General features: G+C 67.3%; 29 protein-coding genes and 1 riboswitch. Of the genes, 15 read left to right on the plus strand and 14 right to left on the minus strand.

Annotated elements, in window-relative coordinates:
• From tolQ to H3H55_RS03795, 3 genes are all read right to left on the minus strand, one after another.
• Entirely contained in the window at positions 1 to 678 is a 678-nt protein-coding gene (tolQ, locus tag H3H55_RS03785) for a protein TolQ (RefSeq protein WP_129513815.1), read from the minus strand.
• A 130-nt stretch (positions 679 to 808) separates the two neighbouring features.
• On the minus strand, positions 809 to 1,294 hold the full coding sequence (gene ybgC / locus H3H55_RS03790; protein WP_193097707.1) for a tol-pal system-associated acyl-CoA thioesterase: 486 nt from the start codon (positions 1,292 to 1,294) through the stop codon (positions 809 to 811).
• 106 nt (positions 1,295 to 1,400) lie between these two features.
• On the minus strand, positions 1,401 to 2,147 hold the full coding sequence (locus H3H55_RS03795; RefSeq protein WP_193097708.1) for an SDR family NAD(P)-dependent oxidoreductase: 747 nt from the start codon (positions 2,145 to 2,147) through the stop codon (positions 1,401 to 1,403).
• Between the two features lie 180 nt (positions 2,148 to 2,327).
• Positions 2,328 to 2,428, plus strand: a riboswitch (ZMP/ZTP riboswitch).
• Positions 2,429 to 2,565: 137 nt separating this feature from the next.
• On the opposite strand from H3H55_RS03795, the gene glyA reads away from it, so the two are divergent.
• The 7 genes from glyA to H3H55_RS03830 all read left to right on the plus strand — a co-directional run bounded on the left by glyA (position 2,566) and on the right by H3H55_RS03830 (position 7,351).
• Complete coding sequence (gene glyA / locus H3H55_RS03800; protein WP_048242883.1) at positions 2,566 to 3,813, plus strand: serine hydroxymethyltransferase; 1,248 nt, start codon at positions 2,566 to 2,568, stop codon at positions 3,811 to 3,813.
• A 3-nt stretch (positions 3,814 to 3,816) separates the two neighbouring features.
• Positions 3,817 to 4,296: a transcriptional regulator NrdR gene (gene nrdR, locus H3H55_RS03805; protein WP_006476792.1), complete on the plus strand. Its 480-nt coding sequence runs from the start codon at positions 3,817 to 3,819 to the stop codon at positions 4,294 to 4,296.
• Between the two features lie 153 nt (positions 4,297 to 4,449).
• On the plus strand, positions 4,450 to 5,013 hold the full coding sequence (locus H3H55_RS03810; RefSeq protein ID WP_193097709.1) for a GspH/FimT family pseudopilin: 564 nt from the start codon (positions 4,450 to 4,452) through the stop codon (positions 5,011 to 5,013).
• A 5-nt stretch (positions 5,014 to 5,018) separates the two neighbouring features.
• Positions 5,019 to 5,420: a hypothetical protein gene (locus H3H55_RS03815; RefSeq protein ID WP_193097710.1), complete on the plus strand. Its 402-nt coding sequence runs from the start codon at positions 5,019 to 5,021 to the stop codon at positions 5,418 to 5,420.
• Positions 5,410 to 6,243 carry a PilW family protein gene (locus tag H3H55_RS03820; RefSeq protein WP_193097711.1) on the plus strand — a complete coding sequence of 278 codons (834 nt, stop codon included), beginning with the start codon at positions 5,410 to 5,412 and terminating at the stop codon, positions 6,241 to 6,243. Before H3H55_RS03815 ends, H3H55_RS03820 begins: the two co-directional genes overlap by 11 nt.
• A gap of 146 nt (positions 6,244 to 6,389) precedes the next feature.
• A complete protein-coding gene (locus H3H55_RS03825) occupies positions 6,390 to 6,908 on the plus strand; it encodes a pilus assembly protein (RefSeq protein ID WP_193097712.1) in 519 nt (172 codons plus the stop codon).
• Positions 6,905 to 7,351, plus strand: a complete 447-nt coding sequence (locus H3H55_RS03830; RefSeq protein WP_193097713.1) for a type IV pilin protein — start codon at positions 6,905 to 6,907, stop codon at positions 7,349 to 7,351. Before H3H55_RS03825 ends, H3H55_RS03830 begins: the two co-directional genes overlap by 4 nt.
• 54 nt (positions 7,352 to 7,405) lie before the next feature.
• On the opposite strand, the gene H3H55_RS03835 is transcribed toward H3H55_RS03830, so the two are convergent.
• From H3H55_RS03835 to H3H55_RS03845, 3 genes are all read right to left on the minus strand, one after another.
• On the minus strand, positions 7,406 to 7,849 hold the full coding sequence (locus tag H3H55_RS03835; protein WP_048242879.1) for a DUF3318 domain-containing protein: 444 nt from the start codon (positions 7,847 to 7,849) through the stop codon (positions 7,406 to 7,408).
• A gap of 43 nt (positions 7,850 to 7,892) precedes the next feature.
• Positions 7,893 to 8,282: a phage holin family protein gene (locus H3H55_RS03840; RefSeq protein ID WP_048242878.1), complete on the minus strand. Its 390-nt coding sequence runs from the start codon at positions 8,280 to 8,282 to the stop codon at positions 7,893 to 7,895.
• A 123-nt stretch (positions 8,283 to 8,405) separates the two neighbouring features.
• Positions 8,406 to 8,708 (minus strand): DUF883 family protein, encoded by a 303-nt coding sequence (locus H3H55_RS03845; RefSeq protein WP_048242877.1) that lies wholly within the window; start codon positions 8,706 to 8,708, stop codon positions 8,406 to 8,408.
• Between the two features lie 319 nt (positions 8,709 to 9,027).
• Between H3H55_RS03845 and H3H55_RS03850 the strand changes: the two genes are divergently transcribed.
• Positions 9,028 to 9,666, plus strand: coding sequence for a peroxiredoxin (locus tag H3H55_RS03850; RefSeq protein WP_011351087.1), 639 nt, complete (start codon positions 9,028 to 9,030; stop codon positions 9,664 to 9,666).
• Between the two features lie 146 nt (positions 9,667 to 9,812).
• Here H3H55_RS03850 and H3H55_RS03855 read toward each other — a convergent pair whose 3' ends face one another.
• Positions 9,813 to 11,000: an acyl-CoA dehydrogenase gene (locus H3H55_RS03855; RefSeq protein ID WP_193097714.1), complete on the minus strand. Its 1,188-nt coding sequence runs from the start codon at positions 10,998 to 11,000 to the stop codon at positions 9,813 to 9,815.
• Positions 11,001 to 11,118: 118 nt separating this feature from the next.
• On the opposite strand from H3H55_RS03855, the gene H3H55_RS03860 reads away from it, so the two are divergent.
• Complete coding sequence (locus H3H55_RS03860; RefSeq protein WP_193097715.1) at positions 11,119 to 11,910, plus strand: IclR family transcriptional regulator; 792 nt, start codon at positions 11,119 to 11,121, stop codon at positions 11,908 to 11,910.
• Between the two features lie 217 nt (positions 11,911 to 12,127).
• Here the strand turns inward: H3H55_RS03860 and H3H55_RS03865 are convergent, their stop codons facing one another.
• Positions 12,128 to 12,931, minus strand: a complete 804-nt coding sequence (locus H3H55_RS03865) for an EAL domain-containing protein (protein WP_129513823.1) — start codon at positions 12,929 to 12,931, stop codon at positions 12,128 to 12,130.
• A 363-nt stretch (positions 12,932 to 13,294) separates the two neighbouring features.
• Between H3H55_RS03865 and H3H55_RS03870 the strand changes: the two genes are divergently transcribed.
• Genes H3H55_RS03870 through fahA form a run of 5 tightly spaced genes read left to right on the plus strand, consistent with a single transcriptional unit; the run spans position 13,295 to position 19,224 of the window.
• Positions 13,295 to 14,956: an FAD-dependent oxidoreductase gene (locus H3H55_RS03870; RefSeq protein ID WP_193097716.1), complete on the plus strand. Its 1,662-nt coding sequence runs from the start codon at positions 13,295 to 13,297 to the stop codon at positions 14,954 to 14,956.
• A gap of 28 nt (positions 14,957 to 14,984) precedes the next feature.
• The gene (locus H3H55_RS03875) at positions 14,985 to 15,215 is read left to right on the plus strand and encodes a DUF2783 domain-containing protein (protein ID WP_048242872.1); all 231 of its coding nucleotides are present in this window, start codon (positions 14,985 to 14,987) and stop codon (positions 15,213 to 15,215) included.
• A complete protein-coding gene (locus H3H55_RS03880) occupies positions 15,212 to 16,573 on the plus strand; it encodes an MFS transporter (RefSeq protein WP_193097717.1) in 1,362 nt (453 codons plus the stop codon). Before H3H55_RS03875 ends, H3H55_RS03880 begins: the two co-directional genes overlap by 4 nt.
• Positions 16,574 to 16,588: 15 nt before the next feature.
• A complete protein-coding gene (gene hmgA, locus H3H55_RS03885; RefSeq protein ID WP_193097718.1) occupies positions 16,589 to 17,923 on the plus strand; it encodes a homogentisate 1,2-dioxygenase in 1,335 nt (444 codons plus the stop codon).
• Positions 17,920 to 19,224 (plus strand): fumarylacetoacetase, encoded by a 1,305-nt coding sequence (gene fahA / locus H3H55_RS03890; protein ID WP_193097719.1) that lies wholly within the window; start codon positions 17,920 to 17,922, stop codon positions 19,222 to 19,224. Before hmgA ends, fahA begins: the two co-directional genes overlap by 4 nt.
• A gap of 78 nt (positions 19,225 to 19,302) precedes the next feature.
• Here fahA and H3H55_RS03895 read toward each other — a convergent pair whose 3' ends face one another.
• From H3H55_RS03895 to H3H55_RS03920, 6 genes are all read right to left on the minus strand, one after another.
• Complete coding sequence (locus H3H55_RS03895) at positions 19,303 to 20,463, minus strand: MFS transporter (RefSeq protein ID WP_193097720.1); 1,161 nt, start codon at positions 20,461 to 20,463, stop codon at positions 19,303 to 19,305.
• 92 nt (positions 20,464 to 20,555) lie between these two features.
• Positions 20,556 to 21,725, minus strand: coding sequence for an MFS transporter (locus H3H55_RS03900; RefSeq protein ID WP_193097721.1), 1,170 nt, complete (start codon positions 21,723 to 21,725; stop codon positions 20,556 to 20,558).
• A gap of 240 nt (positions 21,726 to 21,965) precedes the next feature.
• Positions 21,966 to 22,715, minus strand: a complete 750-nt coding sequence (bluB, locus tag H3H55_RS03905) for a 5,6-dimethylbenzimidazole synthase (RefSeq protein ID WP_193097722.1) — start codon at positions 22,713 to 22,715, stop codon at positions 21,966 to 21,968.
• Between the two features lie 180 nt (positions 22,716 to 22,895).
• Positions 22,896 to 23,894 carry a 2-hydroxyacid dehydrogenase gene (locus H3H55_RS03910; protein ID WP_193097723.1) on the minus strand — a complete coding sequence of 333 codons (999 nt, stop codon included), beginning with the start codon at positions 23,892 to 23,894 and terminating at the stop codon, positions 22,896 to 22,898.
• Between the two features lie 30 nt (positions 23,895 to 23,924).
• The gene (locus tag H3H55_RS03915) at positions 23,925 to 24,908 is read right to left on the minus strand and encodes a LysR family transcriptional regulator (RefSeq protein ID WP_048242861.1); all 984 of its coding nucleotides are present in this window, start codon (positions 24,906 to 24,908) and stop codon (positions 23,925 to 23,927) included.
• Between the two features lie 531 nt (positions 24,909 to 25,439).
• On the minus strand, positions 25,440 to 25,616 hold the full coding sequence (locus tag H3H55_RS03920; RefSeq protein ID WP_193097724.1) for a hypothetical protein: 177 nt from the start codon (positions 25,614 to 25,616) through the stop codon (positions 25,440 to 25,442).
• Between the two features lie 33 nt (positions 25,617 to 25,649).
• On the opposite strand from H3H55_RS03920, the gene H3H55_RS03925 reads away from it, so the two are divergent.
• Positions 25,650 to 26,861: a pyridoxal-phosphate-dependent aminotransferase family protein gene (locus tag H3H55_RS03925; protein WP_166957014.1), complete on the plus strand. Its 1,212-nt coding sequence runs from the start codon at positions 25,650 to 25,652 to the stop codon at positions 26,859 to 26,861.
• Position 26,862 lies beyond the last annotated feature (1 nt).

Raw genomic sequence — 26,862 nt, forward strand, 5'->3', positions numbered from 1 at the left:
TTACTGGGCCTGACGCTGCAGGATGTTCGAGAACTCTTCGATGAAGGTCTCGAAGCGGATCGCGAGGCGGTCGATGTCGTGCGCGTAGCGGTTGTACGCGACCACGGCCGGAATCGCGGCGAACAGGCCGATCGCGGTGGCGACGAGCGCCTCGGCGATGCCCGGTGCGACGTTCGCGAGCGTGGCCTGCTGCACGTTCGCGAGGCCGCGGAACGAGTTCATGATCCCCCAGACCGTGCCGAACAGACCGATGTACGGGCTGACCGAGCCGACCGATGCGAGGAACGCGAGGTTCGCTTCGAGCACGTCCATTTCACGCTGGAACGACGCGCGCATCGCGCGGCGTGCACCGTCGAGCACGAGGCCCGGATCGCTGATGCGCTTTTCCTTCCCCTTCAGGAATTCGCGCATCCCCGATTCGAAGATCCGCTCGAGCGCGCCGATCGTGTGGCGGTTGTTGGCCGCGCTCTGGTACAGCGCCTGCAGGTCGCCGCCCGACCAGAAATCCTTCTCGAAGCGTTCGGTCTGCGCGCGTGCGCGGCGGATCGCAAACCACTTGCGGAAGATGAAGGTCCACGACATCAGCGACAGCAGCAGCAGCAGCCCCATCACGGCCTGGGCCAGCACGCTCGCGTTGAGGACGAGGGAAATGATCGACAGGTCTTGAGAAGTGTTCATAGAGGTTTGAGTAACGTCCCTTCGGGGCGCCCGGTATGCGTGTGGCGCGGCGCGCCGGCCATGCCTGGCGCCGAACCTTGCTTAGTATCGAATCAGGAAGGCAAGTTCATGGGCTTTGTCTAAACGGCGCTCATGCGAGCTTCGTTGACAATACAGTCTGCCCGGCCTCGATGACGGGCCCGCGGTGCAGTGCGTCGAGCACGACCGGCGGGATGGCCGCGGGCCGGATGCCGGTACGGTCGACGCAGCCGAGGCGGATGTGTCCGGCCACGAGCAGCGTATCGCCACACCAGGCTTCCTGCCTGAATTCCACCGATGCGCGGCCGATGCGTCCGGGCCGGCTCGTGATCGCCAGCGTGTCGTCGAGTCGCGCCGGCGCGCGGTAGTCGAGCGACGTGCTGCGGACGATGAAGATCGCGTCGGTATCGTCGGCGAGCTGGCGCTGGTCGATGCCGCATGCGCGCAACCACTCGGTGCGGGCGCGTTCGAAGAACTTCAGGTAGTTGGCATAGAAGACGATGCCGCCTGCATCGGTATCCTCGTAGTACACGCGCACCGGCCAGGTAAAGCCGGAAGGCGCTTCCGGGGGGCGGGTAGGCTGAGTCATGGCGCGCATTCTACCGGAAGGCGGGAACCGGATTCGTAACGGTTTCGTAACGGAATGTAGTACGACGTAGCACACCGCGGGCCGGCCGGAGGCGGCCCGCGGTGTGCCCGGTGTGTCAGCCGCGATGGATCGTGAGGCCGGCCGGCGCCTGGGCGACCGGCATCATCTCGATCGTGTTGATGTTCACGTGCGCCGGGCGCGTCGCGATCCAGTAGATCGTGTCGGCGATGTCCTCGGCCGTGAGCGGCTGGACGTTCTGGTAGACGTTCGCGGCCTTCGTGTCGTCGCCGCGGAAGCGGACGTTGGAGAACTCCGTGCCGCCGCACAGGCCCGGCTCGATGTCGGTGACGCGCAGCGGCGTGCCGAGCAGGTCGGCGCGCAGGTTCAGGCTGAATTGTCGGACGAAAGCCTTGGTCGCGCCGTATACGTTCCCGCCCGGATACGGATAGGTGCCGGCAACCGAACCGAGATTGAAGATGTGGCCGCGGCCGCGCGCGATCATGCCGGGCAGCAGCGCGTGCGTGACCGTGACGAGGCCCGTGCAGTTCGTGTCGATCATCGTGTGCCATTCGTCGAGGCTGGCCTTCTGGGCCGGCTCGACGCCGAGCGCGAGGCCGGCGTTGTTGACGAGCACGTCGAGCGCCGCGAATTCGGCGGGAAGGGCGGCCGGCACGGCTTCGACGGCCGCGCGGTCGCGCACGTCGAGCTCGAACGGCAGAAGGGAATCGCCGAGTTCGGCGGCGAGCGTATCGAGACGATCCTTGCGGCGCGCGGTCGCGACGACGCGGTGGCCTCCGTTGACGAAGGCTCGGGCGATGGCGGCGCCGAAGCCGGCGGACGCGCCTGTGACGAACACGATCATTGCTGCTCCTGGTCGGTGACAAAGTAGCGGGTGGTATCCCGCAAGCCTACTGAGATTGCCGCACCGCGGCAAGGCGCCAAAGCGTTTCGGCACGGGCGCGTAGAGTCTGGCCCCAATTGCTTGGGGCGCACTGCCGTGCGGTTGCCTATTCATGACGCATCCAATACACTAACGCGCTCATCACCCCTGCGTGACTGGCGATAGAACCCTTCGGGTTCAAGGTGGAGCATCCCACCGTGAAGCGCGGGGCGCCGTTTTTGCCGTTCGCCTGGGCAGCCGTTGTGCGCCGTTGCGTGCATCGCCGGTGGCTGTCCTGCCTCGCGTCATACGGATTCTTCCGCCACGTCGAGCTGGTCCCGCCAGCAACGCACCGTACTCGGCCACTCCGGTCAACCTGTACACACTTAACGGAAACCGTATGTTTGACAGAGCCCAAAGCACCATCGCGAACGTCGATCCCGAAGTCTTCGCAGCGATCGAACAGGAAAACCGCCGCCAGGAAGATCACATCGAGCTGATCGCGTCGGAAAACTACACGAGCCCGGCCGTGATGGCCGCGCAGGGCTCGCAGCTCACGAACAAGTACGCGGAAGGTTATCCGGGCAAGCGCTATTACGGCGGCTGCGAGTATGTCGACGTGGTCGAGCAACTGGCGATCGAGCGCGTGAAGCAGCTGTTCGGCGCGGAAGCCGCGAACGTGCAGCCGAACTCGGGTTCGCAGGCGAACCAGGGCGTGTTCTTCGCGATGCTCAAGCCGGGCGACACGATCATGGGCATGAGCCTCGCGCACGGTGGTCACCTGACGCACGGCTCGCCGGTGAACATGTCGGGCAAGTGGTTCAACGTGGTGAGCTACGGCCTGAACGAGAACGAAGACATCGACTACGAAGCGGCCGAGAAGCTTGCGCAGGAACACAAGCCGAAGCTGATCGTCGCGGGCGCATCGGCGTTCTCGCTGAAGATCGATTTCGAGCGTCTGGCGAAGATCGCGAAGTCGGTGGGCGCCTACCTGATGGTCGACATGGCGCACTACGCCGGTCTGATCGCAGCGGGCGTGTATCCGAACCCGGTGCCGCACGCGGATTTCGTGACGACGACGACGCACAAGAGCCTGCGCGGCCCGCGCGGCGGCGTGATCCTGATGAAGGCCGAGTACGAGAAGCCGATCAACTCGGCGATCTTCCCGGGCATCCAGGGCGGCCCGCTGATGCACGTGATCGCGGCGAAGGCGGTGGCATTCAAGGAAGCGCTGTCGCCGGAGTTCAAGGCCTACCAGGAGAAGGTGGTCGAGAACGCACGCGTGCTGGCTGAAACGCTGGTGAAGCGCGGGCTGCGGATCGTGTCGGGCCGCACGGAAAGCCACGTGATGCTGGTGGACCTGCGCGCGAAGAACATCACGGGCAAGGCAGCGGAAGCGGCGCTGGGCGCGGCACACATCACCGTGAACAAGAACGCGATCCCGAACGATCCGGAAAAGCCGTTCGTGACGAGCGGCGTGCGCCTGGGTTCGCCGGCGATGACGACGCGCGGTTTCGGTCCGGCGGAAGCGGAGAAGGTGGGCAACCTGATCGCCGACGTGCTGGAGAACCCGGAAGATGCAGCGACGATCGAGCGCGTGCGCGCGCAGGTCGCCGAGCTGACCCAGCGTTTCCCGGTCTATCGCTGATCGATGCGCTGCCCGTTCTGCCGGCATGACGACACGCAGGTCGTAGACTCGCGCGTGTCCGAAGATGGCGCCGCGATTCGCCGGCGCCGTCGCTGCTCGGCTTGCGACAAGCGCTTCACGACCTACGAGCGGGTTGAGCTGTCCCTGCCGTTCGTCGTGAAGAAGGACGGCAGCCGCACGGAATTCGACCGTCGCAAGATCGTCGCCAGCATGCAACTCGCGCTGCGCAAGCGGCCGGTTGCTGCCGACGCGATCGACGCGGCGGTCGCCCGCATCGAATATCAACTGCTCGCGACAGGCGAGCGCGAAGTGCGTAGCGAGAAGCTCGGCGAACTCGTGATGAACGAGTTGCGCGGCCTCGATACGATCGCCTATGTCCGCTTCGCATCGGTATATCGCCGGTTCGAGGACGTTTCCGAATTTGCCGACGTGATCGAAGAGTTCCGTCGCGCCTCTCCCGCCAAGACACCGCGTAAGCGCTGACGCGCCGCGTCCGTTCATCGTCTTCTCCGTTGGTTCAGTTCGCGTCGATTGTGTCGGCCGCGATCGCATGTCGCCAGTCGGCCGTTCGGCAAATGGCGTGCGTCCGCACGCGTCGCTACAGTCGTCGCATCACCTTGACGGAAGGCGGTTGCGATGAGACTTCACTGTCACCTCTTGAAAAACGTGGTGCGACGCTCGGGCGGGTTCACGCTCGTCGAGTTGATGGTCGCCATCTCGCTGGCGGCCGGGCTCGCGCTCCATGCGGCGCCCGCGTTCGACCAGTGGCGCATGCGTGAACGCGTGGATGCGCGCTCGCGCGCGTTGCTCGGCGCGCTGTCGTTTGCGCGGTCCGAGGCGACGCGTCTCGGCGTGCGCGTCACGCTGTGCCGGGCCGGGAGTGACGGCACCTGTCTGCGTGCCGGCGAGCGGTGCGATCCGGCCGAGTGGTCGTGCGACTGGATCGTCAGCGGGCAGTTCGACGGCCAGTCGCGCGTTCTGCGGCGCTATCCGCGCGATGCCGAAGTGGCCGTCGCGGGCGCAGCGCACGATCTGGCTTTCGCGCCGCCGGTCGGTCAGGCGGTCGGCGGAATCCGGCGCTTCGAATTGCGTCCGCGACGCGGCCCGTCCGGGGTCGACGACACGCGCGTATCGCGTTGCGTGCGGATCGCGGCAGGCGGCCGGGCGCGTGTCGCCGCCGGCCGTTGCGACGCGGCGTGATCGCCATGCGCAACGCCGTGCACGGCACGTCGCTGATCGAGGCGATGCTGGCCATCGCGCTGCTCGCGACGGTGATGCTGGCGGTGGCCGGCAGCCAGCTCGCGATGGCGCGCGGGCAACGCGCGACGATCTGGCGCGAGCGCGCGCTTTGGCTGGCCGACGCGCGCATTGAGCTATCGCACGCAGCAGCGGGAGGCGACGCCGGTCTCGCGGCGCTGGCGGCTGCGTCGTTGCCAGGCGGAGCGATGACGCTGGATGAAGGCCCCGGCGGTGTGCGTTACGCGGTGGTCGGCTGGCGCGGCAGCAATACGGCCGCGTCGCCGCGATGCGAAACCGCTGGCGTGTCGGCGCAGCCGCCGTCGTGCGTCCGGATACCGTTTCGGGAGGCTGCCGCCGATGCAGGTTGATCGCCGCATGCGCGCCCATACGCTGCTCGAAGTGCTGATTGCGATGACCGTCGGTCTCCTCGTGCTCGCTGCGGCCGGTGCGCTGTACCACGCGCAACGCGTTGCGCAGCGGCACGCGGAAGACGGGTTCCGGATGCGCGATGCGGCCGGCACCGCGCTGATGCTGATTGGTCAGCAGATCCAGATGGCGGGATTCAGGCCGCTCGATGCCGAAGGGGCGTCGTTGTTGCCGTCGGTGTTCGGTTGCTCGATGGCGCGCGTGCGGGGCGACGGCGCGCAGGTGCGGTGTGAGCCCGGGCGCGCTTTGTCGGACGGGTTGCTGATCCGGTATGTCGGCGATGTCGTGTCGACATGGCCGACCGTGAGCGGGCAGGTGTCGGACTGCCTCGGGCAGGGTGTCGGCGAGTCCGGCGAACGGTCGCCGGTCGAGAACCGCTTCGATGCGCATGTCAGCCCGTCGACGGGCGAACCCGAACTGTATTGCGAGGGAAGCGGCCGCCCGGGCACGTCACAGCCCGTCGTGTCGGGAATCGATCAGTTGCGCGTGCGCTATCTGCCGCGCGACGGCATGCAGTTCGTCGATGCCGATGCGATGCGTATCGACGACTGGCGCGGCGTCGTGGCCGTGCATGTTTGCGTGCGTGCGCGCGGCGAGCCGATGCGCGCGCCGGTTCGCCACGTCGACTGCGACGGTCGCGTTGCCGTTGCACAGGACAACCGCGCACGTTTGACGCTTGATCGCATCGTCGCGTTGAGGAATTCCGCGATCGCATTCAACGACACGTTGAGCGACGCAACGCACGCACGTGAGGTGTTGCGATGAGCGGAGCAGGACATCACGTACGGGAGATATCGCGATGCGTTGCGGCAGGCAACACGCATCGGCGCATCGCGGCGAACGGCGACGAACCTCGGCATGCTGCCAGCGCGGGAACCCCGGCGGCGACCCGGTGCGAGCCGCGCATACGCTTGCGGTCAGCCGGTCGCGATTGGCGACGCGACGCAGGGCTTGCATTGCCGGCAGTGATCGCGGTCGGTGCGGCCGTCGCGGCGCTGACAGGCACGTGGTTCGAATCCGCGCTGACGGAAGCGCGCCGCACGCGTGCGTTGTCGGATCGGCTGATTGCATTCCATGCGGCCGATGCCGCACTTGCGGCGTGCACCGCGCGCTTGCTGCGCGGCTCGGCGCCGTACCTGAGCGAACGCGAATCGCACGCGGAGCCCGATGCGTGGCGGCGTATGCCGGCGCTGGCAACCGACGAAGCGTTCGTACCGTTTGCCGGATGGCCGATGGCCGCGCAGCCGCCGCGATGCCTGATCGAGGCATGGCGCGGGGCAGGGCCGGCCGGTGGCCGCGCTTACCTCATCACCGCGCGTGGCGTCGGCGCGCATGCGTCGAGCGCCGTCTGGCTGCAGCATCAGGTCGCGATACGCGACGGGCGCATCGTCGCACTACGCTGGCGTCGTGTCGCAGCGGGGCTTCGATGAGCGGCCGCACGTTCGTGTACCGATCGGCGGGATTCACGCTGATCGAGCTGATGATCGTGCTCGCGATCGTCGCGGTGCTGGCCGGCTGGGGCGTCCCGTCGTATCGCGAGCATGTCGTGCGCGTTCATCGCGCGTCGGCGGTGTCCGCGCTGTACCGGGCGGCCCACTATCTCGAAACGCTGGATGGTGCGCGGCCTGCGGCATTGCCGGACGCGCTCGCGCAGGCGCCGCCGGACGGGCGGGCCGTCTATCGATTGACGCTCGGGCAGCCGGACGGCGACGACTCGCCGGTGAGCTATGAACTGGAAGCAAGCCCGCTCGACACAGGCCCGATGCACGACGATGCCTGCGGCGCATTCACGCTGCGCTCGGACGGAACGAAGGGCAATGTACGGAACGATGGCGCGGACGAACAGCGCGCTGCTTGCTGGGGTGTGCGTTGAATTCGCAAGAAAGGCGCGCGACGGCGCATGGCCGTGCGCGCATGTCGCCGGGTGTCAGTCGTCGTGCGCGTCGAGTCCGCGCTCGTCGCGGGACTGCTTCCAGATCCGGTAGACCTCCCATGCGGCGAAGCCGAGCGTGCCCCACTTCAGCGCGGGGCCCGCGCTCGCGCGCAGCAGCGAGCGAACGGGTTTCGCCAGCACGAGCGACGCGAGCGAACTCAGCATCGGATACTGGTTGACGAGGTTGCCGAGGCTCGCGTTCAGGTTTTTCGCGGACTGGCCGAACTTGTTGCTCGACAGGCCGGGGACGAACACCTTGAGCCAGCTGAAGCGCGTGACGGCCTGGCGCATTTCGCCGGCAGCCTCCGCGAGTTCGAGCCGCTCGACTTCGGATCGCAGGATCAGCAATTCCTTGCGGAGTGCGCGGTGCTGCGACGCGCTCCAGTTCGATCGCGACGAATGGGAGCGGGGTGAATTGCCCGTAACGTTCTGGCTCATGGCGCGTCGGCGAAGTAGGTGGGAAGGGTGAGCGCGACTGCGTTCACGGCTTGCCGCGGAACAGTTCGCGGTCTTTGTCGAGTTCGGCGAGCGTCGCCTCGAACACGGTCGGCGCATCGCGCAGGCTCGAGCGTGCCTTCAGCGCGCACGCGATGCCGCCCGCCGCATACAGCGCGGTGATCGCCGCGAGCGACTGCCAGCGATAGGTGTCCCAGAACGCGATCGCGACGAGCACGGTCAGGCTGATGAGCGCCATCGTCGCGAGCATCATCGCGGCGAGCCCGAGGAACAGCACGCCCATCAGGCGCTCCTTCTCCTCGGCGAGCTCGATGCCCACCAGTTCGAGGCGCGTCTGCAGAAGTCCGATCACGGAGCCGACGAGGCGGCGCAGCGGTCCTTGGCCGGACGGCTGCGAAGTAGTGTCTGTCGTCATGGATGAGATGCTTGCGCGTGCAGTGAGCAGCTAGGACAAAGCCGGCCGGCGGCACCCGCCGGCCGGCTTCGACGCCCGTGGCCCGCGCGACGTGGCCCACGGGACGGAACGGCGCAGAGCGCGTTACTTGCGGTTGATCAGCAGACCGACCAGCACGCCGACGCCGGCGGCGACGCCGATCGACGTCCACGGATGCTCGTGCACATAGTCGTCGGTCGCGCGAGCGGCCTTCTTGCCTTTCTCGACCACGACGACCTGGACGTCGGCTGCCTTGTCCTTGGCCTGCTTCAGGCGCGACATGGCCTTCTCGCGCAGTTCGGCTGCACGGTCGCCGGTGCTGCTGGCGGCTTGCTTGAGCAGGTCTTCGGCGTCCGCGAGAACGGTTTTGATATCCGACATCAGTTTCTCCTTGTTGATTTCCGACATTGCAACTCCCATCGTGCTGTCATGCTGCAGGTTCACATCGTAGCGAAACGACTGCCTGCTGGCGAGCCGGGAAGACGCACGGCGGCAGCGCAAGACTGCATGGTAAACGACTTGTAATCATGAACAGAGCGGCAAACGGGGTGAAAAGTTTCCTCCACGGCCGGTCGTCGCGCAGCAGCACCGGGTAAAAATGACAAAAAAGTATGAATATCAAACGGAATAATCGTTCGCACGGCCCATTGCTTCCCGTAAGCTGACAGACTGTCCCGCGCCGACCCGGCGCGCGATTTCAACCAGCATCGTTCGAGGAGGGAACATCATGAGTCTGCGTCTTGGCGACATCGCACCGGATTTCGAGCAGGAATCGAGCCTGGGCCCCATCAAGTTTCACGAGTGGCTCGGCGACGGCTGGGGCGTCCTGTTCTCCCATCCGGCCGACTACACGCCGGTGTGCACGACCGAACTCGGCCTGACCTCGAAGCTGAAGGGCGAATTCGAGAAACGCAACGTGAAGGTGATCGCGCTGTCGGTCGACGGCGTCGAATCGCACAAGGGCTGGATCAACGACATCAACGAAACGCAGTCGACGGTCGTCGGCTTCCCGATCATCGCCGATGCGGACCGCAAGGTTTCGCAGCTGTACGACATGATCCACCCGAACGCGAACGAGACGCTGACGGTGCGCTCGCTGTTCGTGATCGACCCGAACAAGAAGGTGCGCCTCACCATCACCTATCCGGCCAGCACGGGGCGCAACTTCGACGAAGTGCTGCGCGTGATCGACTCGCTGCAACTGACCGACAACTACAAGGTCGCGACGCCCGGCAACTGGAAGGACGGCGACGACGTCGTGATCGTGCCGTCGCTGCAGGATCCGGAAGAGCTGAAGAAGCGTTTCCCGAAGGGCTTCAACGCGGTGCGTCCGTATCTGCGTCTGACGCCGCAGCCGAACAAGTAAGTATCGGCGGCGCTTGAACGCGGTACCGGGCCGGCGGCCCGGACCTGCGGATCCGATGAAAAACGGCCCGCCCGGCAGTCATGCCGGGCGGGCCGTCTCTTTTGCGCGTGCGCGGCAGGGCTGCCGCGCACGCCGCATCCGGACGATCAGAAGAATGCCTGGATGCCGGTCTGCGCGCGGCCGAGGATCAGCGCGTGGATGTCGTGCGTGCCTTCGTACGTGTTGACCACTTCGAGGTTCACGAGGTGGCGCGCGACGCCGAATTCGTCGGAGATGCCGTTGCCGCCGAGCATGTCGCGCGCGAGCCGCGCGATGTCGAGCGACTTGCCGCACGAATTGCGCTTCATGATCGACGTGATCTCGACCGCCGCCGTGCCTTCATCCTTCATCCGGCCGAGACGCAGCACGCCTTGCAGGCCGAGCGTGATTTCGGTCTGCATGTCGGCGAGCTTCTTCTGGATCAGCTGGTTCGCGGCGAGCGGCCGGCCGAACTGCTGGCGGTCGAGCACGTACTGGCGCGCGGTGTGCCAGCAGGACTCGGCGGCGCCGAGCGCGCCCCATGCGATCCCGTAGCGGGCCGAGTTCAGGCACGTGAACGGGCCGCGCAGGCCGCTCACGTTCGGCATCAGGTTCTCTTCGGGTACGAACACCTCGTCGAGGACGATCTCGCCGGTAATCGACGCGCGCAGCCCGACCTTGCCGTGGATCGCGGGCGCCGACAGGCCCTTCCAGCCCTTTTCGAGGATGAAGCCGCGGATCGCGTCCTTGCCGTTCTCTTCCAGCTTCGCCCATACGACGAACACGTCGGCGATCGGCGAGTTCGTGATCCACATCTTCGTGCCGGACAACGCGTAGCCGCCGGGCACCTTCTTCGCGCGCGTGACCATGCTGCCCGGATCGGAGCCGTGGTTCGGCTCGGTCAGCCCGAAGCAGCCGATCCATTCGCCGGTCGCGAGCTTCGGCAGGTATTTCTGCTTCTGCGCGTCCGAGCCGAATTCGTAGATCGGCACCATCACGAGCGACGACTGCACGGACATCATCGACCGGTAGCCCGAATCGACGCGCTCGACTTCGCGGGCGATCAGCCCGTAGCTCACGTAATTGAGGCCGGGGCCGCCATATTGCTCCGGAATCGTCGGGCCGAGCAGGCCGATTTCGCCCATCTCGCGGAAGATCGCTGCGTCGGTGCGTTCGTGGCGGAACGCTTCGGTGACGCGCGGCGCAAGCTTGTCCTGCGCGTAGGCCTGCGCGGCATCGCGCACCATCCGCTCTTCCTCGGTCAGCTGCTGGTCGAGCAACAGCGGATCGTCCCAATGAAAAGTTGCAGCGCTCATCGTGTCATCTCCTGTGGGCCCTGCGGGTTTGGGGGCGGGCCTCGTGCGTAAAGTTCGCTTGACTGAAGTTCCGCTATGCGGAACAATGTTTTGCAAATCGAACCCAGTGTAGCATCAGATGACACTTTCAACCATCGACGAAACCACGATCGACGAACGCAAGTTCGTCGTCGCGCTCGCGCGCGGGCTCGACCTGCTGCGCGCATTCCGGCCCGGCGAGGCGATGCTCGGCAATCGCGATTTCGCGGAGCGCACGGGGCTGCCGAAGGCGACGGTGAACCGGCTCGCCTATACGCTGACCGTGCTCGGCTACTTGCGCTACGACGAGACGCTCGGAAAGTATGCGCTCGACGCCGGCGTGCTGTCGCTCGGCTACGCACTGCTGTCGGGCTCGGGGACGATCGACCTCGCGCGGCCGCACATGCAGGCGCTCGCGCGCGAGATCGGCGCGGCGGTGTCGCTCGGCTGCCGCGACGGGCTCGACATGATCTATCTGGAGACGATCCGCAGCGAGACCGCGCTGACGCTCGGGCTCGCGCCCGGTTCGCGGCTGTCGATGCTGACGAGCTCGATGGGGCGCGCGTACCTGGCCGTGCAGCCGGAGGACGTGCGCCGCGCGCTCTATGCGGAACTGCATCGCGCGGCGGGCGGCGCGGCCGATGCCGATGTGCTCGTCGTCGCCGCGCAGCAGGCGGTGGCCGAGTTCTCGGCGGGTGGTTGCTGCTATTCGTTCCGCGCGTGGCACATGGACGTGAACGCGGCGGCCGTGCCGTTTCGCGAGCCGCGCGAGGGGCGCTGGCTGATCCTGAGCTGCAGCGGCCCTGCGTCGTCGATGGACGAGGGCGCATTCCGCTCGCAGGTCGGGCCGAAGCTGAAGGCGCTCGCGCAGCGGCTCGGGCAGACGGCCTGAGCCTGGCGGCGCACGGCAACCGGTCGGTCACCGGTGTCGGCGGGAACGGGCGAGGGCGGCAGCGCCACTTTCAGGCCGGACCGGCTGTTCCCCGCCTCCAATAACGAACCGGCCGGCGTCGACTATCCCGTCGCGCCGGCCGGATTCCGCAAGCAGCATTCTCCGATTCAGGCATCCGGCGCGCCGCTTCCCGCGCGCGCCGGCCACTTCCCTCCGTTCAGGCCGTCACGACCTTCGCGAACACGGGCCCCTGCATGAACCGCACGTCGTGCTGGCGCAGCAGCTCGCACTGCATCTCGTCGACGACACCGTCGAAGATCAGCGGAATCCGCACGCGCTGCGCATACGCGACCAGCGCCTTGACCATCCCGTCGCGCAACGCGATGCCCGCATCCATCTTGATGTAGTCGGGTCGTGCCATGTCCGATTCGACCGCGAGGATGCGGCCCGGATCGGGCAGCTTGTCCGCGACCTTGAAGCCGTGATGCTGGTAGCTGCGCGTCAGGTAGCCGAGGAAGGTCTTGTGCGCGACCGCGACCGCCGGCAGCTCGATCACGATCCGCTCGGTCGGTAGCCCGAAGCGCTGCAGCACCGACGAGAAATGCTTGCCGTGGTCGTACTTCACGCTCTTGAGCAGCCGTTCGTGCACGCGCAGGAACAGCAGCCCGTGGCGCTGCGCGCCGAAGAAGTTGATCGCGTGCAGCGAGCGCGACAGGCGGTCGATCGCGACGAGCGTCTGGTCGTCGACGGCCGAGTCGACCGGATCGTGCGGCGCACCCGTGACGAGCGTGACGGCCTGGAAGCCGAGTTCGTCGCCGTAGCGCTCGATCGTATCGGCGAACGACGTCGATTGCGGCGCGCCGGGCATCGTCACGTCGTAGATCGGTTCGTAGGCGCTGCCGAGCGTGCGCTCGGGCAGATTCGCGCCCGCGGTGCCGCCTTCGGCGAGCGTGAGGTGATCCCGCAGATACGGCAGTTGCCCGGCACGGGCGACCAGCTCGGGAATGGTGGGCGGAATCATCGGCGTAAGAAGGAAAACGGCGGCCGAACGGGCCGCCTCGTATCTCGATATTAGCAGTGCGCGCCCCGCTCGGCTTGGCGTTTCGCTCATAAGGTTATCCCGTCTTGAAGCCGATACCTCGGGTTTACGTTGATTTCACTATTCGTAATTGGTTTTACTATTCGTAAATCCAAGATTTGTCGCCGATCAAGAAATGCGGCATTCGGGCGCTGCGGAACGGCGCCGTTCGCGAATCAACAGGAAGCAAGGAGCGAGACGTGGCGGTTGACAGGAAATGCGCATCGAACGGCGGGCCGGCGCACCGGCGGATGACGGGCGGGACGACGGGTGCGCCGGTGCGCGCGCGGCGGCGTTGAGGAGCGGATGGCGACCATGAGCATCGATTACCAGACGCTGAAGTTCGAGTACCGTCCGCGCGGGCATGACGCGGCCGTCCACCCGGTGATCGTCGTCGGCGCGGGCCCGGTGGGCCTGTCGGCCGCGATCGACCTCGCGCAGCAGGGCGTGCCCGTCGTGCTGCTCGACGACGACGACACGCTGTCGACCGGCTCGCGCGCGATCTGCTTCGCGAAGCGCACGCTCGAGATCTTCGACCGGCTCGGCTGCGGCGAGCGCTTCGTCGACAAGGGCGTGAGCTGGCACGTCGGCAAGGTGTTCCTGCAGGACGAGCAGCTGTACGCATTCGACCTGCTGCCCGAGGAAGGGCACGCGCGCCCCGCGTTCATCAACCTGCAGCAGTACTACGTCGAAGGTTATCTGGCCGATCGCGCGTTCGAGCTGCCGAACATCGACATCCGCTGGAAGCACAAGGTGACGGGCGTCGAGCAATCGGCCGAGCACGCGGTGCTGACGATCGAGACGCCGGAAGGCGTCGCGACGCTGCGCGCGCAGTACGTGATCGCGGCCGACGGCTCGCGCAGCCCGATGCGTACGATGATGGGCCTCGAAAGCCACGGCCGCACGTTCAAGGATCGCTTCCTGATCGCCGACGTGAAGATGAAGGCGGAGTTTCCGACCGAACGCTGGTTCTGGTTCGATCCGCCGTTCCACCGCAACCAGTCGGTGCTGCTGCACCGCCAGCCCGACAACGTGTGGCGCATCGACTTCCAACTCGGCTGGGACGCGGATCCGGTCGCGGAGAAGCAGCCGGAGCGCGTGATCCCGCGCGTGCGTGCGCTGCTCGGGCCGGACGTCGAGTTCGAGCTTGAATGGGTGAGCGTCTATACGTTCCGCTGCCAGCGGATGGACACGTTCCGTCACGGCCGCGTGCTGTTCGCGGGCGATTCCGCGCATGGCGTGTCGCCGTTCGGCGCGCGCGGCGCGAACAGCGGCGTGCAGGACGCGGACAACCTCGGATGGAAGCTGAAGCTCGTGCTCGACGGCCGTTCGGCCGACCGCCTGCTCGATACGTATGCCAGCGAGCGCGAATTCGCGGCGGACGAGAACATCCGCAACTCGACGCGCTCGACCGACTTCATCACGCCGAAGAGCCCGGTGTCGCGCGTGTTCCGCGACGCGACGCTGAAGCTTGCGCGCGACTACGAGTTCGCGCGCAAGCTCGTGAACAGCGGCCGCCTGTCGGTGCCGGCGGTGCTCGCCGATTCGCCGCTGAACACGCCGGACCGTGACGGCGACGCGTTCGCGGGCGCGATGCGGCCGGGCGCGGCGGCGGCCGATGCGCCGGTGCGCGCGCAGGGTGCGTCGAGCTGGTTGCTGCAGCACTTGAGCGGCGGTTTCACGGGCGTGCTGTTCGGGTTGCCGGGCGATGCAGGTGCGTTCGCGCAGGCCGTCGACGGCCTCGCGCTGCCGGTACGGCCCGTGCTCGTCGTGCCGGCCGGGCACGCGCAGCCGGTGGCCGGCGTCGACGTCGTGGAGGACGTCGACGGTTTCGCCGCGCAACGCTATGACGCGAAGCCCGGCACGTTCTACCTGCTGCGTCCCGACCAGCATGTCTGCGCACGGACGCGCACGCTCGACCGCCAGGCGATAACCGACGCACTGGCGCGCGCGACCTGCGCACGCTGAACACGATAACGACACCGGAGACCCCGTCATGCCCCCACTCGATACCCGTCCGCGCCTGGCCGATCCGGACGCGTTCTACGAAGCGCTGATCGACATGCATCGCGACCTGTCCGACAGCGACAGCCAGCTCGTCAACGCGAAGCTGATCCTGCTGCTCGCGAACCAGATCGGCGACGCCGACGTGCTGCGCGAAGCGATGGCGCTCGCGCGGCAGGGCGTGACGCCGCCCGCGCATCCGGCCGCCGAGGTGGCGCAATGAGCGCGGCGCCGGCCGACGCGCGCGTGCTCGAAGTCGAGCGCGTGATCGACGAGACCCATCGCCCGGGATTTCACTGGATGCTGCTGGTGCTGTGCGGGCTGTGCCTCGTGATCGACGGTTTCGATGCGCAGGCGATGGGCTACGTCGCGCCGAGCGTGATCGCCGAATGGGGTGTGCCGAAGCAGGCGCTCGGCCCGGTGTTCAGCGCGAGCCTGTTCGGGATGCTGCTTGGCGCGCTCGGGCTGTCCGTGCTGGCCGACCGGATCGGGCGGCGCCCGGTGCTGATCGGCTCGACGCTGTTCTTCGCGGTGACGATGCTCGCGACGCCGTTCGCGGGCTCGATTCCGGTGCTGATGGCGCTGCGCTTCGTCACGGGCCTCGGCCTCGGCTGCATCATGCCGAACGCGATGGCGCTGGTCGGCGAGTTCAGCCCGGCCGCGCATCGCGTGAAGCGGATGATGATCGTGTCGTGCGGCTTCACGCTCGGCGCGGCGATCGGCGGCTTCATCAGCGCGGCGCTGATCCCGGCGCTCGGCTGGCGCGCGGTGTTCTTCGTCGGCGGCGCGGTGCCGCTCGTGCTCACGATCGCGATGGTCAAGCGCCTGCCCGAGTCACTGCAGTTCCTGGTGCTGAAAGGGCGCGACGCGCAGGCGCGCGACTGGCTCGCGCGTTTCGCGCCGCAGGCCGGCATCGATGCGAACACGCGGCTCGTCGTGCGCGAGCGCGCCGCGACCGGCGCACCGGTCGCCGAGCTGTTCCGCCACGGCCGCCTGCCGGTCACGCTGCTGCTGTGGGCGATCAGCTTCATGAACCTGATCGATCTGTACTTCCTGTCGAACTGGCTGCCGACCGTGATGCGCGACGCCGGTTATTCGCCGGGCACCGCGGTGATCGTCGGCACCGTGCTGCAGACCGGCGGCGTGATCGGCACGCTGTCGCTCGGCTGGTTCATCGAACGCTACGGCTTCGTGCGCGTGCTGTTCGCGTGCTTCGCGTGCGCGGCCGTGTCGGTGGGGCTGATCGGCTCGGTCGCGCATGCGCTGCCGTGGCTGCTGGTCGTCGTGTTCGCGGGCGGGTTCTGCGTGGTCGGCGGGCAGCCGGCCGTGAATGCGCTCGCGGGCCAGTATTACCCGACGTCGCTGCGCTCGACGGGCATCGGCTGGAGCCTCGGCATCGGCCGGATCGGCTCGGTGCTCGGGCCGCTCGTCGGCGGGCAACTGATTGCGCTCAACTGGACCAACGGCGCGCTGTTCCATGCGGCCGCGGTGCCCGTGCTGTGCTCGGCGCTGTTCGTCCTTGGGCTGGCGGGCGTAACGCGGCGCAACGGCGTGCAGGCGCCGAACGCCGCCATGAATTGAGGGAGAAAGGAAACGATGACGCTTGACCTGTCGAAACCGGCAACCGCCGGCTACCTGAGCGGTTTCGCGAACGAATTCGCGACCGAGGCACTGCCCGGCGCGCTGCCGCACGGCCGCAACTCGCCGCAGCGCGCGCCGTACGGGCTGTATGCGGAGCAACTGTCGGGCACCGCGTTTACCGCGCCGCGCGGCCACAACCGCCGCTCGTGGCTGTACCGCATCCGCCCGGCGGCGGTGCACCGGCCGTTCGAACCGTTCGCGGGCCCGCAGCGGCTCGTGTCGGAATTCGGCGACTCGGCCGACGTGCCGCCGACCCCGCCGAACCAGTTGCGCTGGGATCCGCTGCCGATGCCGGTCGAGCCGACCGATTTCGTCGAGGGGCTGGTGACGATGGCCGGCAACGGCTCGGCGGCCGCGATGAACGGCTGCGCGATTCACCTGTACGCGGCGAACCGCTCGATGCAGGACCGCTTCTTCTATAGCGCGGACGGCGAACTGCTGATCGTTCCGCAGCAGGGGCGCCTGTTCATCGCAACCGAATTCGGCCGGCTCGACGTCGAGCCGTTCGAGATCGCGGTGATTCCGCGCGGCGTGCGTTTTTCCGTCGCGCTGCCGGACGGCGACGCGCGCGGCTACATCTGCGAAAACTTCGGCGCGCAGCTGCGCCTGCCGGATCTCGGCCCGATCGGCTCGAACGGTCTCGCGAACCCGCGCGACTTCCTGACGCCGCAGGCCGCATACGAAGACCGCGAAGGCGCGTTCGAGCTGATCGCGAAGCTGAACGGGCGCCTGTGGCGCGCGGACATCGGTCATTCGCCGCTCGACGTCGTCGCGTGGCACGGCAACTACGTGCCGTACAAATACGACCTGCGCCTGTTCAACACGATCGGCTCGATCAGCTTCGACCATCCCGATCCGTCGATCTTCCTGGTGCTGCAGTCGCAGAGCGACACACCGGGCGTCGACACGATCGACTTCGTGATCTTCCCGCCGCGCTGGCTCGCGGCCGAGGATACGTTCCGTCCGCCCTGGTTCCACCGCAACGTCGCGAGCGAATTCATGGGGCTCGTGCACGGCGCATACGACGCGAAGGCCGAAGGCTTCGTGCCGGGCGGCGCGAGCCTGCACAACTGCATGTCAGGCCACGGGCCCGACGCGGACACGTTCGAGAAGGCGTCCGCGAGCGACACGACGAAGCCGCACAAGGTCGACGCGACGATGGCGTTCATGTTCGAGACCCGCACGCTGATCCGGCCGACGCGTTACGCGCTCGACACCGCGCAGCTGCAGGCGGATTACTTCGAATGCTGGCAAGGCATCCAGAAACACTTCAACCCGGAGCAACGATGAGCGATACCCAAGACTGGCGCGCGACGCTCGACCCGGCCCGCAAGAGCTGGGTCGACACGGCGAACGATCCCGCCTGCGATTTTCCGATCCAGAACCTGCCGTTCGGGATCTTCAGCGATACGAAGCAGGCGGCGCGTCGTGCGGGCGTCGCGCTCGGCGACCAGATCGTCGATCTCGCGGCGCTCGCGCGCGCGGGCCTCGTGACGTTGCCGGCCGGCGCCGATGCGTTCGCCGCGCCGACGCTCAATGCGTTCATCGCGCTCGGCCGCGATGCATGGCGCAGCGTGCGCGTGCAACTGTCGGACCTGTTCTCGCGCGACAACGCGCGGCTGCGCGACGACGCTGCACTGCGCGCGCAAGTGCTGGTCGCGCAGCGCGACGCGACACTGCATCTGCCGGTCGAGATTCCCGGCTACACCGATTTCTATTCGTCGAAGGAACACGCGACCAACGTCGGCTCGATGTTCCGCGATCCGAAGAATGCACTGCTGCCGAACTGGTCGGAGATGCCGATCGGCTACAACGGCCGCGCGTCGTCGGTGGTCGTGAGCGGCACGCCGGTGCGGCGCCCGAACGGGCAACTGAAGCTGCCCGACCAGGAGCGCCCGGTGTTCGGCGCGTGCCGCAAGCTCGACATCGAACTGGAGACGGGCTTCATCGTCGGCCGCGGCAATGCGCTCGGCGAGCCGATCGCGTGCGAGGACGCGGAAGCGCATATCTTCGGGATGGTGCTGCTGAACGACTGGAGCGCGCGCGACATCCAGCAGTGGGAATACGTGCCGCTCGGCCCGTTCAACGCGAAGACCTTCGCGACGACGATCTCGCCGTGGATCGTCACGCTCGACGCGCTCGAGCCGTTCCGCACCGCGCAGCCCGAGCAGGCGCCGCAGCCGCTCGCGTATCTGCAGCACGCGGGCAAGCATGCGTTCGACATCGCGCTCGAAGTGACGCTGCGCGCCGAAGGCGACGCCGAAGCCACGTCGATCTGCCGCACCAACTTCAAGCACATGTACTGGACGATGGCGCAGCAGCTTGCGCATCACACGGTCGCGGGCTGCAACACGCGGGTCGGCGACCTGATGGGTTCGGGCACGATCAGCGGGCCGACGAAGGATTCGTTCGGCAGCCTGCTCGAACTGACGTGGAACGGCAAGGAGCCGATCGCGCTGAACGGTGGCGGCAGCCGCGCGTTCATCGAGGATGGCGATGAGCTGACGCTCGCCGGATGGTGCCAGGGCGACGGTTATCGCGTCGGCTTCGGCACCTGCGCCGGCAAGATCCTGCCGGCGCGAAGCGCATAACGCGACGGACGTCGCGCGCGACACGGAAGGTCCGGACGGCCCGCATTGCGCGGGCCGTCGTCATTTGGTGGGCCGGTATCAGACCGCGCGTTGCAACGCGGCGCGGCGTTCCCACAGCGCGGCCGCGACGAATGCCGCGACGCAGACGACCAGCACGCCGACCAGCGCGTTGCTGCCCACTTGTTCCATCAACGCGCCCGCGACCAGCGGGCCGCCGAAGCTCGCGGCGCTCCACGAGGCCGACACGAGCGAGCTCGCGGTGACGAGCGCCGCGCCGCGGAAGCGTTCGCCGCACGCGACGAGCGACAGCGTGTAGATGCTGCCGGCCGCCGCGCCGAGCACGAACAGCAGCGGCCAGCACAGCCACGGATTCGCGATGACGAACGGCAGCAGCGGCAGGCCGGCCAGCACGATCCAGCCCGCGCCGAGGTGCACGCGTTCGCGGCCGAGCTTGTCCGCGAGCCAGCCGATCGGGAACTGCATCGCGGTATCGCCGAACAGCATGATCGACGCGAGCAGCACGGCGGTGGCGCTCGCGACGCCGTGATCCATCGCGTAGAGCGGCAGCAGCGACAGCGCGAGCGTATCGAACAGCGCGAAGAACCCGGTGCCGATGATCAGCGCGGGCATGCGCGGCAGCACTGCGAGCCAGTGGTCGTGTTCCGCGTGACGCGCGTCGTCGCCGGCGAGCGGCGCGCGCCGGATCGTCGCGAGCGTTGGCAGCGCGAGCAGGAACAGCGCGCCGCACAGCGCGAAGCGGATGCTTGTCGCGCCCGCGATCTGGCTCACGAGCACCGGGCCCGCCATCTGGAACAGCGTGAAATTGGTTGCGTAGATCGCGACGACGCGGCCGCGCGTCGAATCGTCGGCGAGCTGGTTGACCCACGCCTCGCCGATCGTGAACAGCAGCATCAGCGCGGCGCCGCACAGCACGCGCAGCACGCCCCACAGGATCAGGTTCGACGTGAACTGCATCAGCGCGGTGGCCGCGGCGAGCAGCACGACCGACACGACGATCGCGCGGCGCGAGCCGATGCGCCGCGCGAGCGCGGTGACGAACGGGACGATCGCGAGGCCGCCGAGCGCCTGCGCGGCCGTCAGCATGCCGACGACGTTGGTGCCGTGTCCGGCTTCGGTCAGCGCGAGCGCGGTGAGCGGCAGCGTGGCGCCGGTTCCGAGGCCGACGACCGCGACGCTCAGGATCAGCGCGAGGAAATCACGATTGAGAATGGCTTTCATCGGCCGGGATGCTACACCGCGGACCTTGAAAGGTCCATGAAGGCCATCAGCATCGAATGGGGTTGCGCGCGCAACGAATGCGCGCTGTTGCGTTACACGTATTCGGTCGGTACGGCCACCGGACGACGTTCGAGCGACGCCGACCACAGCGTGAGCGCGAGCGCCGCGACGGCCATCGCGACCCCGACCCACGGCAGGTTCACGAGCGACACGCCGGAACCGATCGCCATCCCGCCGAGCCACGCGCCGGTCGCATTGCCGAGGTTGAACGCGCCCTGGTTCAGCGTCGACGCGAGGTTCGGTGCGTCGCTCGCGCGATCGACGATCATGATCTGCAGCGGCGGCACGATCGCGAACGCGAGGATGCCCCACACGAAGATCGTCGCGAGCGCGGCGAACGGCAGGTGCATCGTGCCCGCGAACAGCGCGAGGACGACGCCGATCAGTGCGAGCGTCGCGATCAGCGACGGCATCCGGCGCCAGTCGGCGAGCTTGCCGCCGAGCGTGCCGCCGACCGTCAGGCCGAGGCCGAACAGCAGCAGCACGTAGGTGACCTGGCGCGGCGAGAAGCCGGTCACATCCTCGAGGATCGGCGTGATGTAGGTGAACACGCTGAACAGGCTCGCGGACGCGAGCACGCTGATGCCGAGCACCATCAGCACCTGCGGGTGCTTCAGCACGCTGAATTCGCGCGTGATGCTGGTGTCGGGCATCGCGAGATTTTTCGGCAGGCAGACCGCGAGCGCGGCGGCCGCGACGATGCCGATGCCGGTGACGGCCCAGAACGTCGCGCGCCAGCCGAACGCCTGGCCGAGCGCGGTGCCGAGCGGCACGCCGAGCACGTTCGCGAGCGTGAGGCCGGTGAACATCAGCGCGATGGCCTGCGCGCGGCGGTTCGGCGCGACGAGGTTGCTCGCGACCACCGAACCGATCCCGAAGAACGCGCCGTGGCAGAACGCGGTGACGACGCGCGCGGCCATCAGCACTGCATAACCGGGGGCGATCGCGCAGAACAGGTTGCCCGCGATGAACAGCCCGATCAGCCCCATCAGCGCGCGCTTGCGCGGCATTTTCGCGGTGACGATCGCGAGGATCGGCGCGCCGATCGTCACGCCGAGCGCGTAACCCGACACGAGCATCCCGGCGGCCGGAATCGACACGCCGAGATCGCGCGCGACATTGGGCAGCAGCCCCATGATCACGAATTCGGTGGTACCGATTCCAAAAGCGGCGACGGCAAGGGCGAAAAGAGGTAAGGGCATCGCGGTAGGCTCGGGAAAAGCCGCCGCTCGAGCCAGGCGCAGGATGCGCGGGACGGGCGGACGGTAAGGCGAACGACAGCGCGATTCTACTTCAGTGAAAACCCCTACGCTCGGGGCCAAAACGGTTGTTGCCGGCGTGCGACGGGGCAACGCGCGTGACGCTCACAGTGTGGGATTCGGCAACGGTTTGCGGCGGTGAGTGCGTCGGGGTCGGAACGAGGGTGGCGGCCGGGCCGCGGTTTACGCGATTCGTTCAGGTGATCCGTCGGCGCTGGGGTTCGATGCGTTGGCCGAGTCGGCATCCGGCGCCGGGGTTGCGGGCGACGCGGGCGAGCCGGCGGCGTCGAGCGTGGCCGGATCGTCCCAGCCGTTCTCGAACAGGCACGCTTCGATCGGCATCCGCGCGGCCCAGCGCTCTTCTTCCAGCATCGGCTTCGCGTAGAACGCATCGACATGCCCGACGCACAGCACGGCGATCGGTTTCGCGCCGTCGGGCATCCGGAGCAGCGTGCGCAGCGCATCGACGTCGAACAGCGACACCCAGCCCATCCCGAGCCCTTCCGCGCGGGCTGCGAGCCACATGTTCTGGATCGCGCACGCGGCGGACGCGAGATCCATCTCCGGCAGCGTACGGCGGCCGAACACATGGCGCTCGCGGCCGTCGGCGAGCGCGACGACCAGCAGCTCGCCGCATTCGCGCACGCCTTCGACCTTCAGTCGCATGAACTCGTCCTGGCGCTCGCCGAGCGCATCGGCGGTTGCGCGGCGCTCGGCGTCGACCAGCGCGTGGATCGCGGTGCGCAGCGCGGGATCGGTGATGCGGATGAAGCGCCACGGCTGCATGAAACCGACGCTCGGCGCATGGTGCGCCGCGCGCAGCAGCCGCGCGAGCACGGCCGGATCGACGGGCGCCGGTGTGAAATGGCGCATGTCGCGCCGTTCGAAGATGGCGCGGTAGACCGCGGCGATGGCGGAGTCGTCGAAACGCATGAGCGGGAGGAGGCGGGGTAACGTCGGCGCAACGATAGCAGACGGCGCGCGGGAATCGTTACATCAGTCGAAACAAAGCGCGAAATTGTTCATGAAAAAGACCGGTTGCGCAGCAGTGGGCGCAAGCAAACGATTGCGGTGGCGCCGGCAACCATCAAATGAGCCAATTTCGTCGATTTGTCAGCGAATCGCCGTCACGACGTTCTGCGGCGTGCCCGCATGCCAGGCCTCGATGTTGCGCAGCGTCGTCTGCGCGATCTCCGCCAGCGCCTCGCGCGTGAAGAACGCCTGGTGCGACGTGACGATCACGTTCGGGAACGTCAGCAGCCGTGCGAGCACGTCGTCCTGCAGCGGCTGGTCGGAGTGATCCTCGAAGAAGAGCCCGCTTTCCTCCTCGTACACGTCGAGCCCGAGATGGCCGAGCCGGCCGCTCTTGAGCGCGTCGATCAGCGCCTGCGCGTCGACGAGGCCGCCGCGGCCCGTGTTGATCAGCATCGCGCCGTGCTTCATCCGCGCGAGCGTGCGTTCGTTGATCAGATGGTGCGTCGACGGCAGCAGCGGGCAGTGCAGGCTGACGACGTCGGCGTGGTGCAGCAGCTCGTCGAGCTCGACATAGCGCGCGCCGAACGCAATCAGCTCGTCGTTGTACGGCGGCACCGAATGCGCGAGCACATGCATCCCGAAGCCCATCATGATCTTCGCGAACACGCTGCCGATGATGCCGGTGCCGATCACGCCGACGGTCTTGCCGTGCAGGTCGAAGCCGAGCAGCCCGTTCAGCGAGAAGTCGCCTTCGCGGGTGCGCGCGACGGCGCGCGGCAAGCGACGGTTGAGCGCGAGGATCAGCGCGACCGCGTGCTCGGCGACCGCATGCGGCGAATAGGCGGGCACGCGCACGACCGTGATGCCGAGCCGCTCGGCCGCCGCGAGGTCGACGTGGTTGAAGCCCGCCGAGCGCAGCGCGATCAGGCGCGTGCCGCCGTCGGCGAGCCGTGCGAGCACGGCCGCGTCGACGGTGTCGTTGACGAACGGGCAGACGACTTCATAACCATGCGCGAGGATCGCGGTTTCCGCGTCGAGGTGCGACGGCTGGAAGTGCAGCCGATAGCCGAACTGCCGGTTGACGACAGTAAACGAATCGTTGTCGTACTGCCGGCTGCTGAACAGGATCACGCGCACGCTGCACCTCCGATGGCTGTCGCACGCAGTTTACTGCAGGCCCGTGACGATGTCGGAGCGTTCGGGCCCGCGCGGCGGACGCAGGAAGCTGTAGTCCACCCGCTCGCGGGCCGTCTGCGCGCTGAAATGATCGAGCGCGTGCTCGACGAAGCTGCGCGTGCGGGCCGGCACGTACTGGCGGTTCGGATAGACGAGCGACAACTGCGTGTCGGGATCGTCGATCCGGTAGCCGGCCAGCAGCCGCACGAGTGTGCCGGTGGCGAGCGCGTCGGCGACGCACGGTTCGGGCAGCACCGCGATGCCGGCCCCGGCAACGGCGGCCGCCTGGACGAGCGCGAGTTGGTTGACCGTGCAGGCCGGGCGCACCGTGACGGAATGCGCGACGCCGTCGTGACCGATCAGTTGCCACGCGGGCGCATGCTGGTGCGGCGCGAGCGTGACCCAGTCGTGGCCCGGCAGGTCGTCGGGCACGCGCGGCTCGCCGCGTCGCTCGAGATAGGCCGGCGCCGCGCACGCGACGAACGGGTTCGGCGCGAGCGCATGGCCGATCAGCGTCGGATTGCCGTCGAGCCGGTTGCCCGTGATGATGCCGACGTCGTAGCCCGAATCGAGCACGTCGAGCGGCCCCTCGGAGACGGTCAGCTGCACGCGCAGCTCGGGGTAGCGGTGCCGGAAGCTGCTGACGAGCGGCGTCAGCGCAAGCGGCGACAGCAGGCCCGACGCGACGACGCGCAGCGTGCCGGCCGGTTCGCGCACGGCATGCGCGACGGACGATTCGAGGTGATCGAACTCCTCGAGCAGCGCACGGCAACCGTCGAGGTAGCGTACGCCGGCCTCGGTGAGCGACAGGTTGCGCGTGGTGCGGTGGATCAGCCGTGTGTTCAGGTGGCCCTCGAGCATCGCGATCGAACGCGTGACGAGCGCATTGGACACGCCGAGATGGTGCGCCGCGCGCCGGAAGCTTTGCTGCTCGGCGACGCAGACGAAGACACGCATGGTCTGAATCTGGTTCATGGCTGGCGTATTTCTGGCCCGGTTGATTGATTATGGTTGTGGATTTTCGCCGCGCAACCTCGAAAGCGCATCGCGCGGCCCCCAGTTCTCCATCGCATCGAAAAAATCGTTTTTCGATTCTGTAGACGATTGTTAAATACAGAAGCGATATCCGTCAACCTGAGAAAATGGGCGGGTTGCGGAAAATCTAAATCGCGAGTACCGGTTAAACGTGGTAGAGCGCGCAAGCGCCTGCCTGGAAAACCGGATCGGTATTTGAGTATGTGCCGAAGGTGCGAATATTTCTTATGTTAATCAATCGGTTGTGTGTGATTCGGACAGCCGGGATCGGATAAATAGGGGAATCGCTCCCCAATACATGCAACCGTAATAGATGTTTTTTCCACACGCGAATTTTGCGTATCGTATTCCGCGCGGCGGATTTTTATCCGGCATCCGGTCTATTTTGTTCGATGCACAAGTCGTGCTGAACCGTCGGCCTCGGCCAATCGCAGCGATACTGCCCGAGAAAATCGCGTGCATGGAACCGTTTCACAACCGGCCGGCAATCCTTTTCCAATCCGGAATCTCGTCGCGAGATAAGTGTCCTGCCGGCTGGCCCGGTCCGGCGACCGGGCCACCGGCGCGCTGTCCGGCGGCGCGTGCCTCTTGCGCGAGGCCGCGGAACGCGGAATGATCGATCAGTTCGCCATGCAGCGCGGCGAGCATCCGTGCATTTCCTTTCCTCATCCTTTACCAGCCATGTCCATCGATTACTCGCCGATTCCCTGTCCCGTCGTCGTGCCGCTCGACGCGATCCTGCCCGAAGAACCGCTGCTGATGATGGGGGCCGGCCCGGTTCCGATCCCGGCCGCCGTCGCGAAGGCGAACACGATCGTGATCAATCACCTCGGCGCGACGATGGCGAAGATCATCGAGCAGGTGAAGGAGATGGCGCGTTACGTGTTCCAGACCCGCACGAAGTGGGTGCTCGGCGTCGCGGGCCCCGGCTCGGCCGCGATGGAAATGGCGATCTCGAACCTCGCATGGCGCGGCACGCGCGTGCTGTCGATCCGCAACGGCTTCTTCAGCGCGCGGATGGCCGAGATGGCCACGCGCGTCGGCGCCGACGTCGCGACGCTCGAGGTGGCCGACCGCGCGGTCGCGAGCCTCGACGAGATCGCGGACGCGATCGCGCGCGAGCGGCCCGAGATCGTCACGATCGTGCAGGGCGAGACGTCGAACACGGTGTGGAACCGCGACCTGCGCGATATCGCGGCGCTTGCGAAGGCGGCCGGCGCGCTGGTCGTCGTCGACGCGGTGTGCACGCTGTCGACGATGCCGCTCGAGATGGACGCGTGGGGCATCGACGCGGTGATCACCGGCGGTCAGAAGGGCTTGTCGTCGATCCCGGGCGTATCGCTGATCGCGTTCTCCGACGCCGCGTGGGAGCGGATGAAGCATCGCGCCGAACCGAACACGCACTGGTGCCTCGACATGGCGCTCGCGGAGAACTTCTGGCACAACGCGGGATATCACTACACGGCGCCCGTGTCGGGCGTGCTCGCGCTGCACGAGGCGCTGCGGCTCGTCTGCGCGGAGACGCTCGAAAGCCGCTTCGCGCGCCATCTGCGCTGCTCGCTCGCGCTGCAGGCGGGCGTCGAGTCGATGGGGCTCAAGCTCTATGCGCCGAAAGACTGCCGGCTCAATTCGGTGGTCGGGATCGAGACGCCGGAAGGGCTGACGCCCGGCATGGTCTGCGGCCATATCTCGAAGCAGTACCAGGTCGAGATCTCGGGCTCGTTCGGCTTGCCGATCGTGCGGATCGGGCAGATGGGCGAGCAGTGCCGCGAACACAACCTGTTCCGCACGCTGCATGCGTTCGGCCGCACGATGGTCGACCTGAAGGTGCCGGTCGACCTGCCGGCCGGTGTCGCGGCGCTCGAACAGGAACTGTCGCAACGCGGCGCGTAAC

The sequence above is a fragment of the Burkholderia sp. Z1 genome (genome assembly GCF_014893795.1).
Classification (GTDB): Bacteria; Pseudomonadota; Gammaproteobacteria; order Burkholderiales; family Burkholderiaceae; genus Burkholderia; species Burkholderia theae.

Excerpts from the sequence above, each read along its gene's own strand:
- tolQ (WP_129513815.1), bottom strand. The coding sequence starts at position 678 with ATGAACACTTCTCAAGACCTGTCGATCATTTCCCTCGTCCTCAACGCG.
- ybgC (WP_193097707.1), bottom strand. The coding sequence starts at position 1,294 with ATGCGCGCCATGACTCAGCCTACCCGCCCCCCGGAAGCGCCTTCCGGC.
- H3H55_RS03795 (WP_193097708.1), bottom strand. The coding sequence starts at position 2,147 with ATGATCGTGTTCGTCACAGGCGCGTCCGCCGGCTTCGGCGCCGCCATC.
- glyA (WP_048242883.1), top strand. The coding sequence starts at position 2,566 with ATGTTTGACAGAGCCCAAAGCACCATCGCGAACGTCGATCCCGAAGTC.
- nrdR (WP_006476792.1), top strand. The coding sequence starts at position 3,817 with ATGCGCTGCCCGTTCTGCCGGCATGACGACACGCAGGTCGTAGACTCG.
- H3H55_RS03810 (WP_193097709.1), top strand. The coding sequence starts at position 4,450 with ATGAGACTTCACTGTCACCTCTTGAAAAACGTGGTGCGACGCTCGGGC.
- H3H55_RS03815 (WP_193097710.1), top strand. The coding sequence starts at position 5,019 with ATGCGCAACGCCGTGCACGGCACGTCGCTGATCGAGGCGATGCTGGCC.
- H3H55_RS03820 (WP_193097711.1), top strand. The coding sequence starts at position 5,410 with ATGCAGGTTGATCGCCGCATGCGCGCCCATACGCTGCTCGAAGTGCTG.
- H3H55_RS03830 (WP_193097713.1), top strand. The coding sequence starts at position 6,905 with ATGAGCGGCCGCACGTTCGTGTACCGATCGGCGGGATTCACGCTGATC.
- H3H55_RS03835 (WP_048242879.1), bottom strand. The coding sequence starts at position 7,849 with ATGAGCCAGAACGTTACGGGCAATTCACCCCGCTCCCATTCGTCGCGA.
- H3H55_RS03840 (WP_048242878.1), bottom strand. The coding sequence starts at position 8,282 with ATGACGACAGACACTACTTCGCAGCCGTCCGGCCAAGGACCGCTGCGC.
- H3H55_RS03845 (WP_048242877.1), bottom strand. The coding sequence starts at position 8,708 with ATGTCGGAAATCAACAAGGAGAAACTGATGTCGGATATCAAAACCGTT.
- H3H55_RS03850 (WP_011351087.1), top strand. The coding sequence starts at position 9,028 with ATGAGTCTGCGTCTTGGCGACATCGCACCGGATTTCGAGCAGGAATCG.
- H3H55_RS03855 (WP_193097714.1), bottom strand. The coding sequence starts at position 11,000 with ATGAGCGCTGCAACTTTTCATTGGGACGATCCGCTGTTGCTCGACCAG.
- H3H55_RS03860 (WP_193097715.1), top strand. The coding sequence starts at position 11,119 with ATGACACTTTCAACCATCGACGAAACCACGATCGACGAACGCAAGTTC.
- H3H55_RS03865 (WP_129513823.1), bottom strand. The coding sequence starts at position 12,931 with ATGATTCCGCCCACCATTCCCGAGCTGGTCGCCCGTGCCGGGCAACTG.
- H3H55_RS03870 (WP_193097716.1), top strand. The coding sequence starts at position 13,295 with ATGGCGACCATGAGCATCGATTACCAGACGCTGAAGTTCGAGTACCGT.
- H3H55_RS03875 (WP_048242872.1), top strand. The coding sequence starts at position 14,985 with ATGCCCCCACTCGATACCCGTCCGCGCCTGGCCGATCCGGACGCGTTC.
- H3H55_RS03880 (WP_193097717.1), top strand. The coding sequence starts at position 15,212 with ATGAGCGCGGCGCCGGCCGACGCGCGCGTGCTCGAAGTCGAGCGCGTG.
- hmgA (WP_193097718.1), top strand. The coding sequence starts at position 16,589 with ATGACGCTTGACCTGTCGAAACCGGCAACCGCCGGCTACCTGAGCGGT.
- fahA (WP_193097719.1), top strand. The coding sequence starts at position 17,920 with ATGAGCGATACCCAAGACTGGCGCGCGACGCTCGACCCGGCCCGCAAG.
- H3H55_RS03895 (WP_193097720.1), bottom strand. The coding sequence starts at position 20,463 with ATGAAAGCCATTCTCAATCGTGATTTCCTCGCGCTGATCCTGAGCGTC.
- H3H55_RS03900 (WP_193097721.1), bottom strand. The coding sequence starts at position 21,725 with ATGCCCTTACCTCTTTTCGCCCTTGCCGTCGCCGCTTTTGGAATCGGT.
- bluB (WP_193097722.1), bottom strand. The coding sequence starts at position 22,715 with ATGCGTTTCGACGACTCCGCCATCGCCGCGGTCTACCGCGCCATCTTC.
- H3H55_RS03915 (WP_048242861.1), bottom strand. The coding sequence starts at position 24,908 with ATGAACCAGATTCAGACCATGCGTGTCTTCGTCTGCGTCGCCGAGCAG.
- H3H55_RS03920 (WP_193097724.1), bottom strand. The coding sequence starts at position 25,616 with ATGCTCGCCGCGCTGCATGGCGAACTGATCGATCATTCCGCGTTCCGC.
- H3H55_RS03925 (WP_166957014.1), top strand. The coding sequence starts at position 25,650 with ATGTCCATCGATTACTCGCCGATTCCCTGTCCCGTCGTCGTGCCGCTC.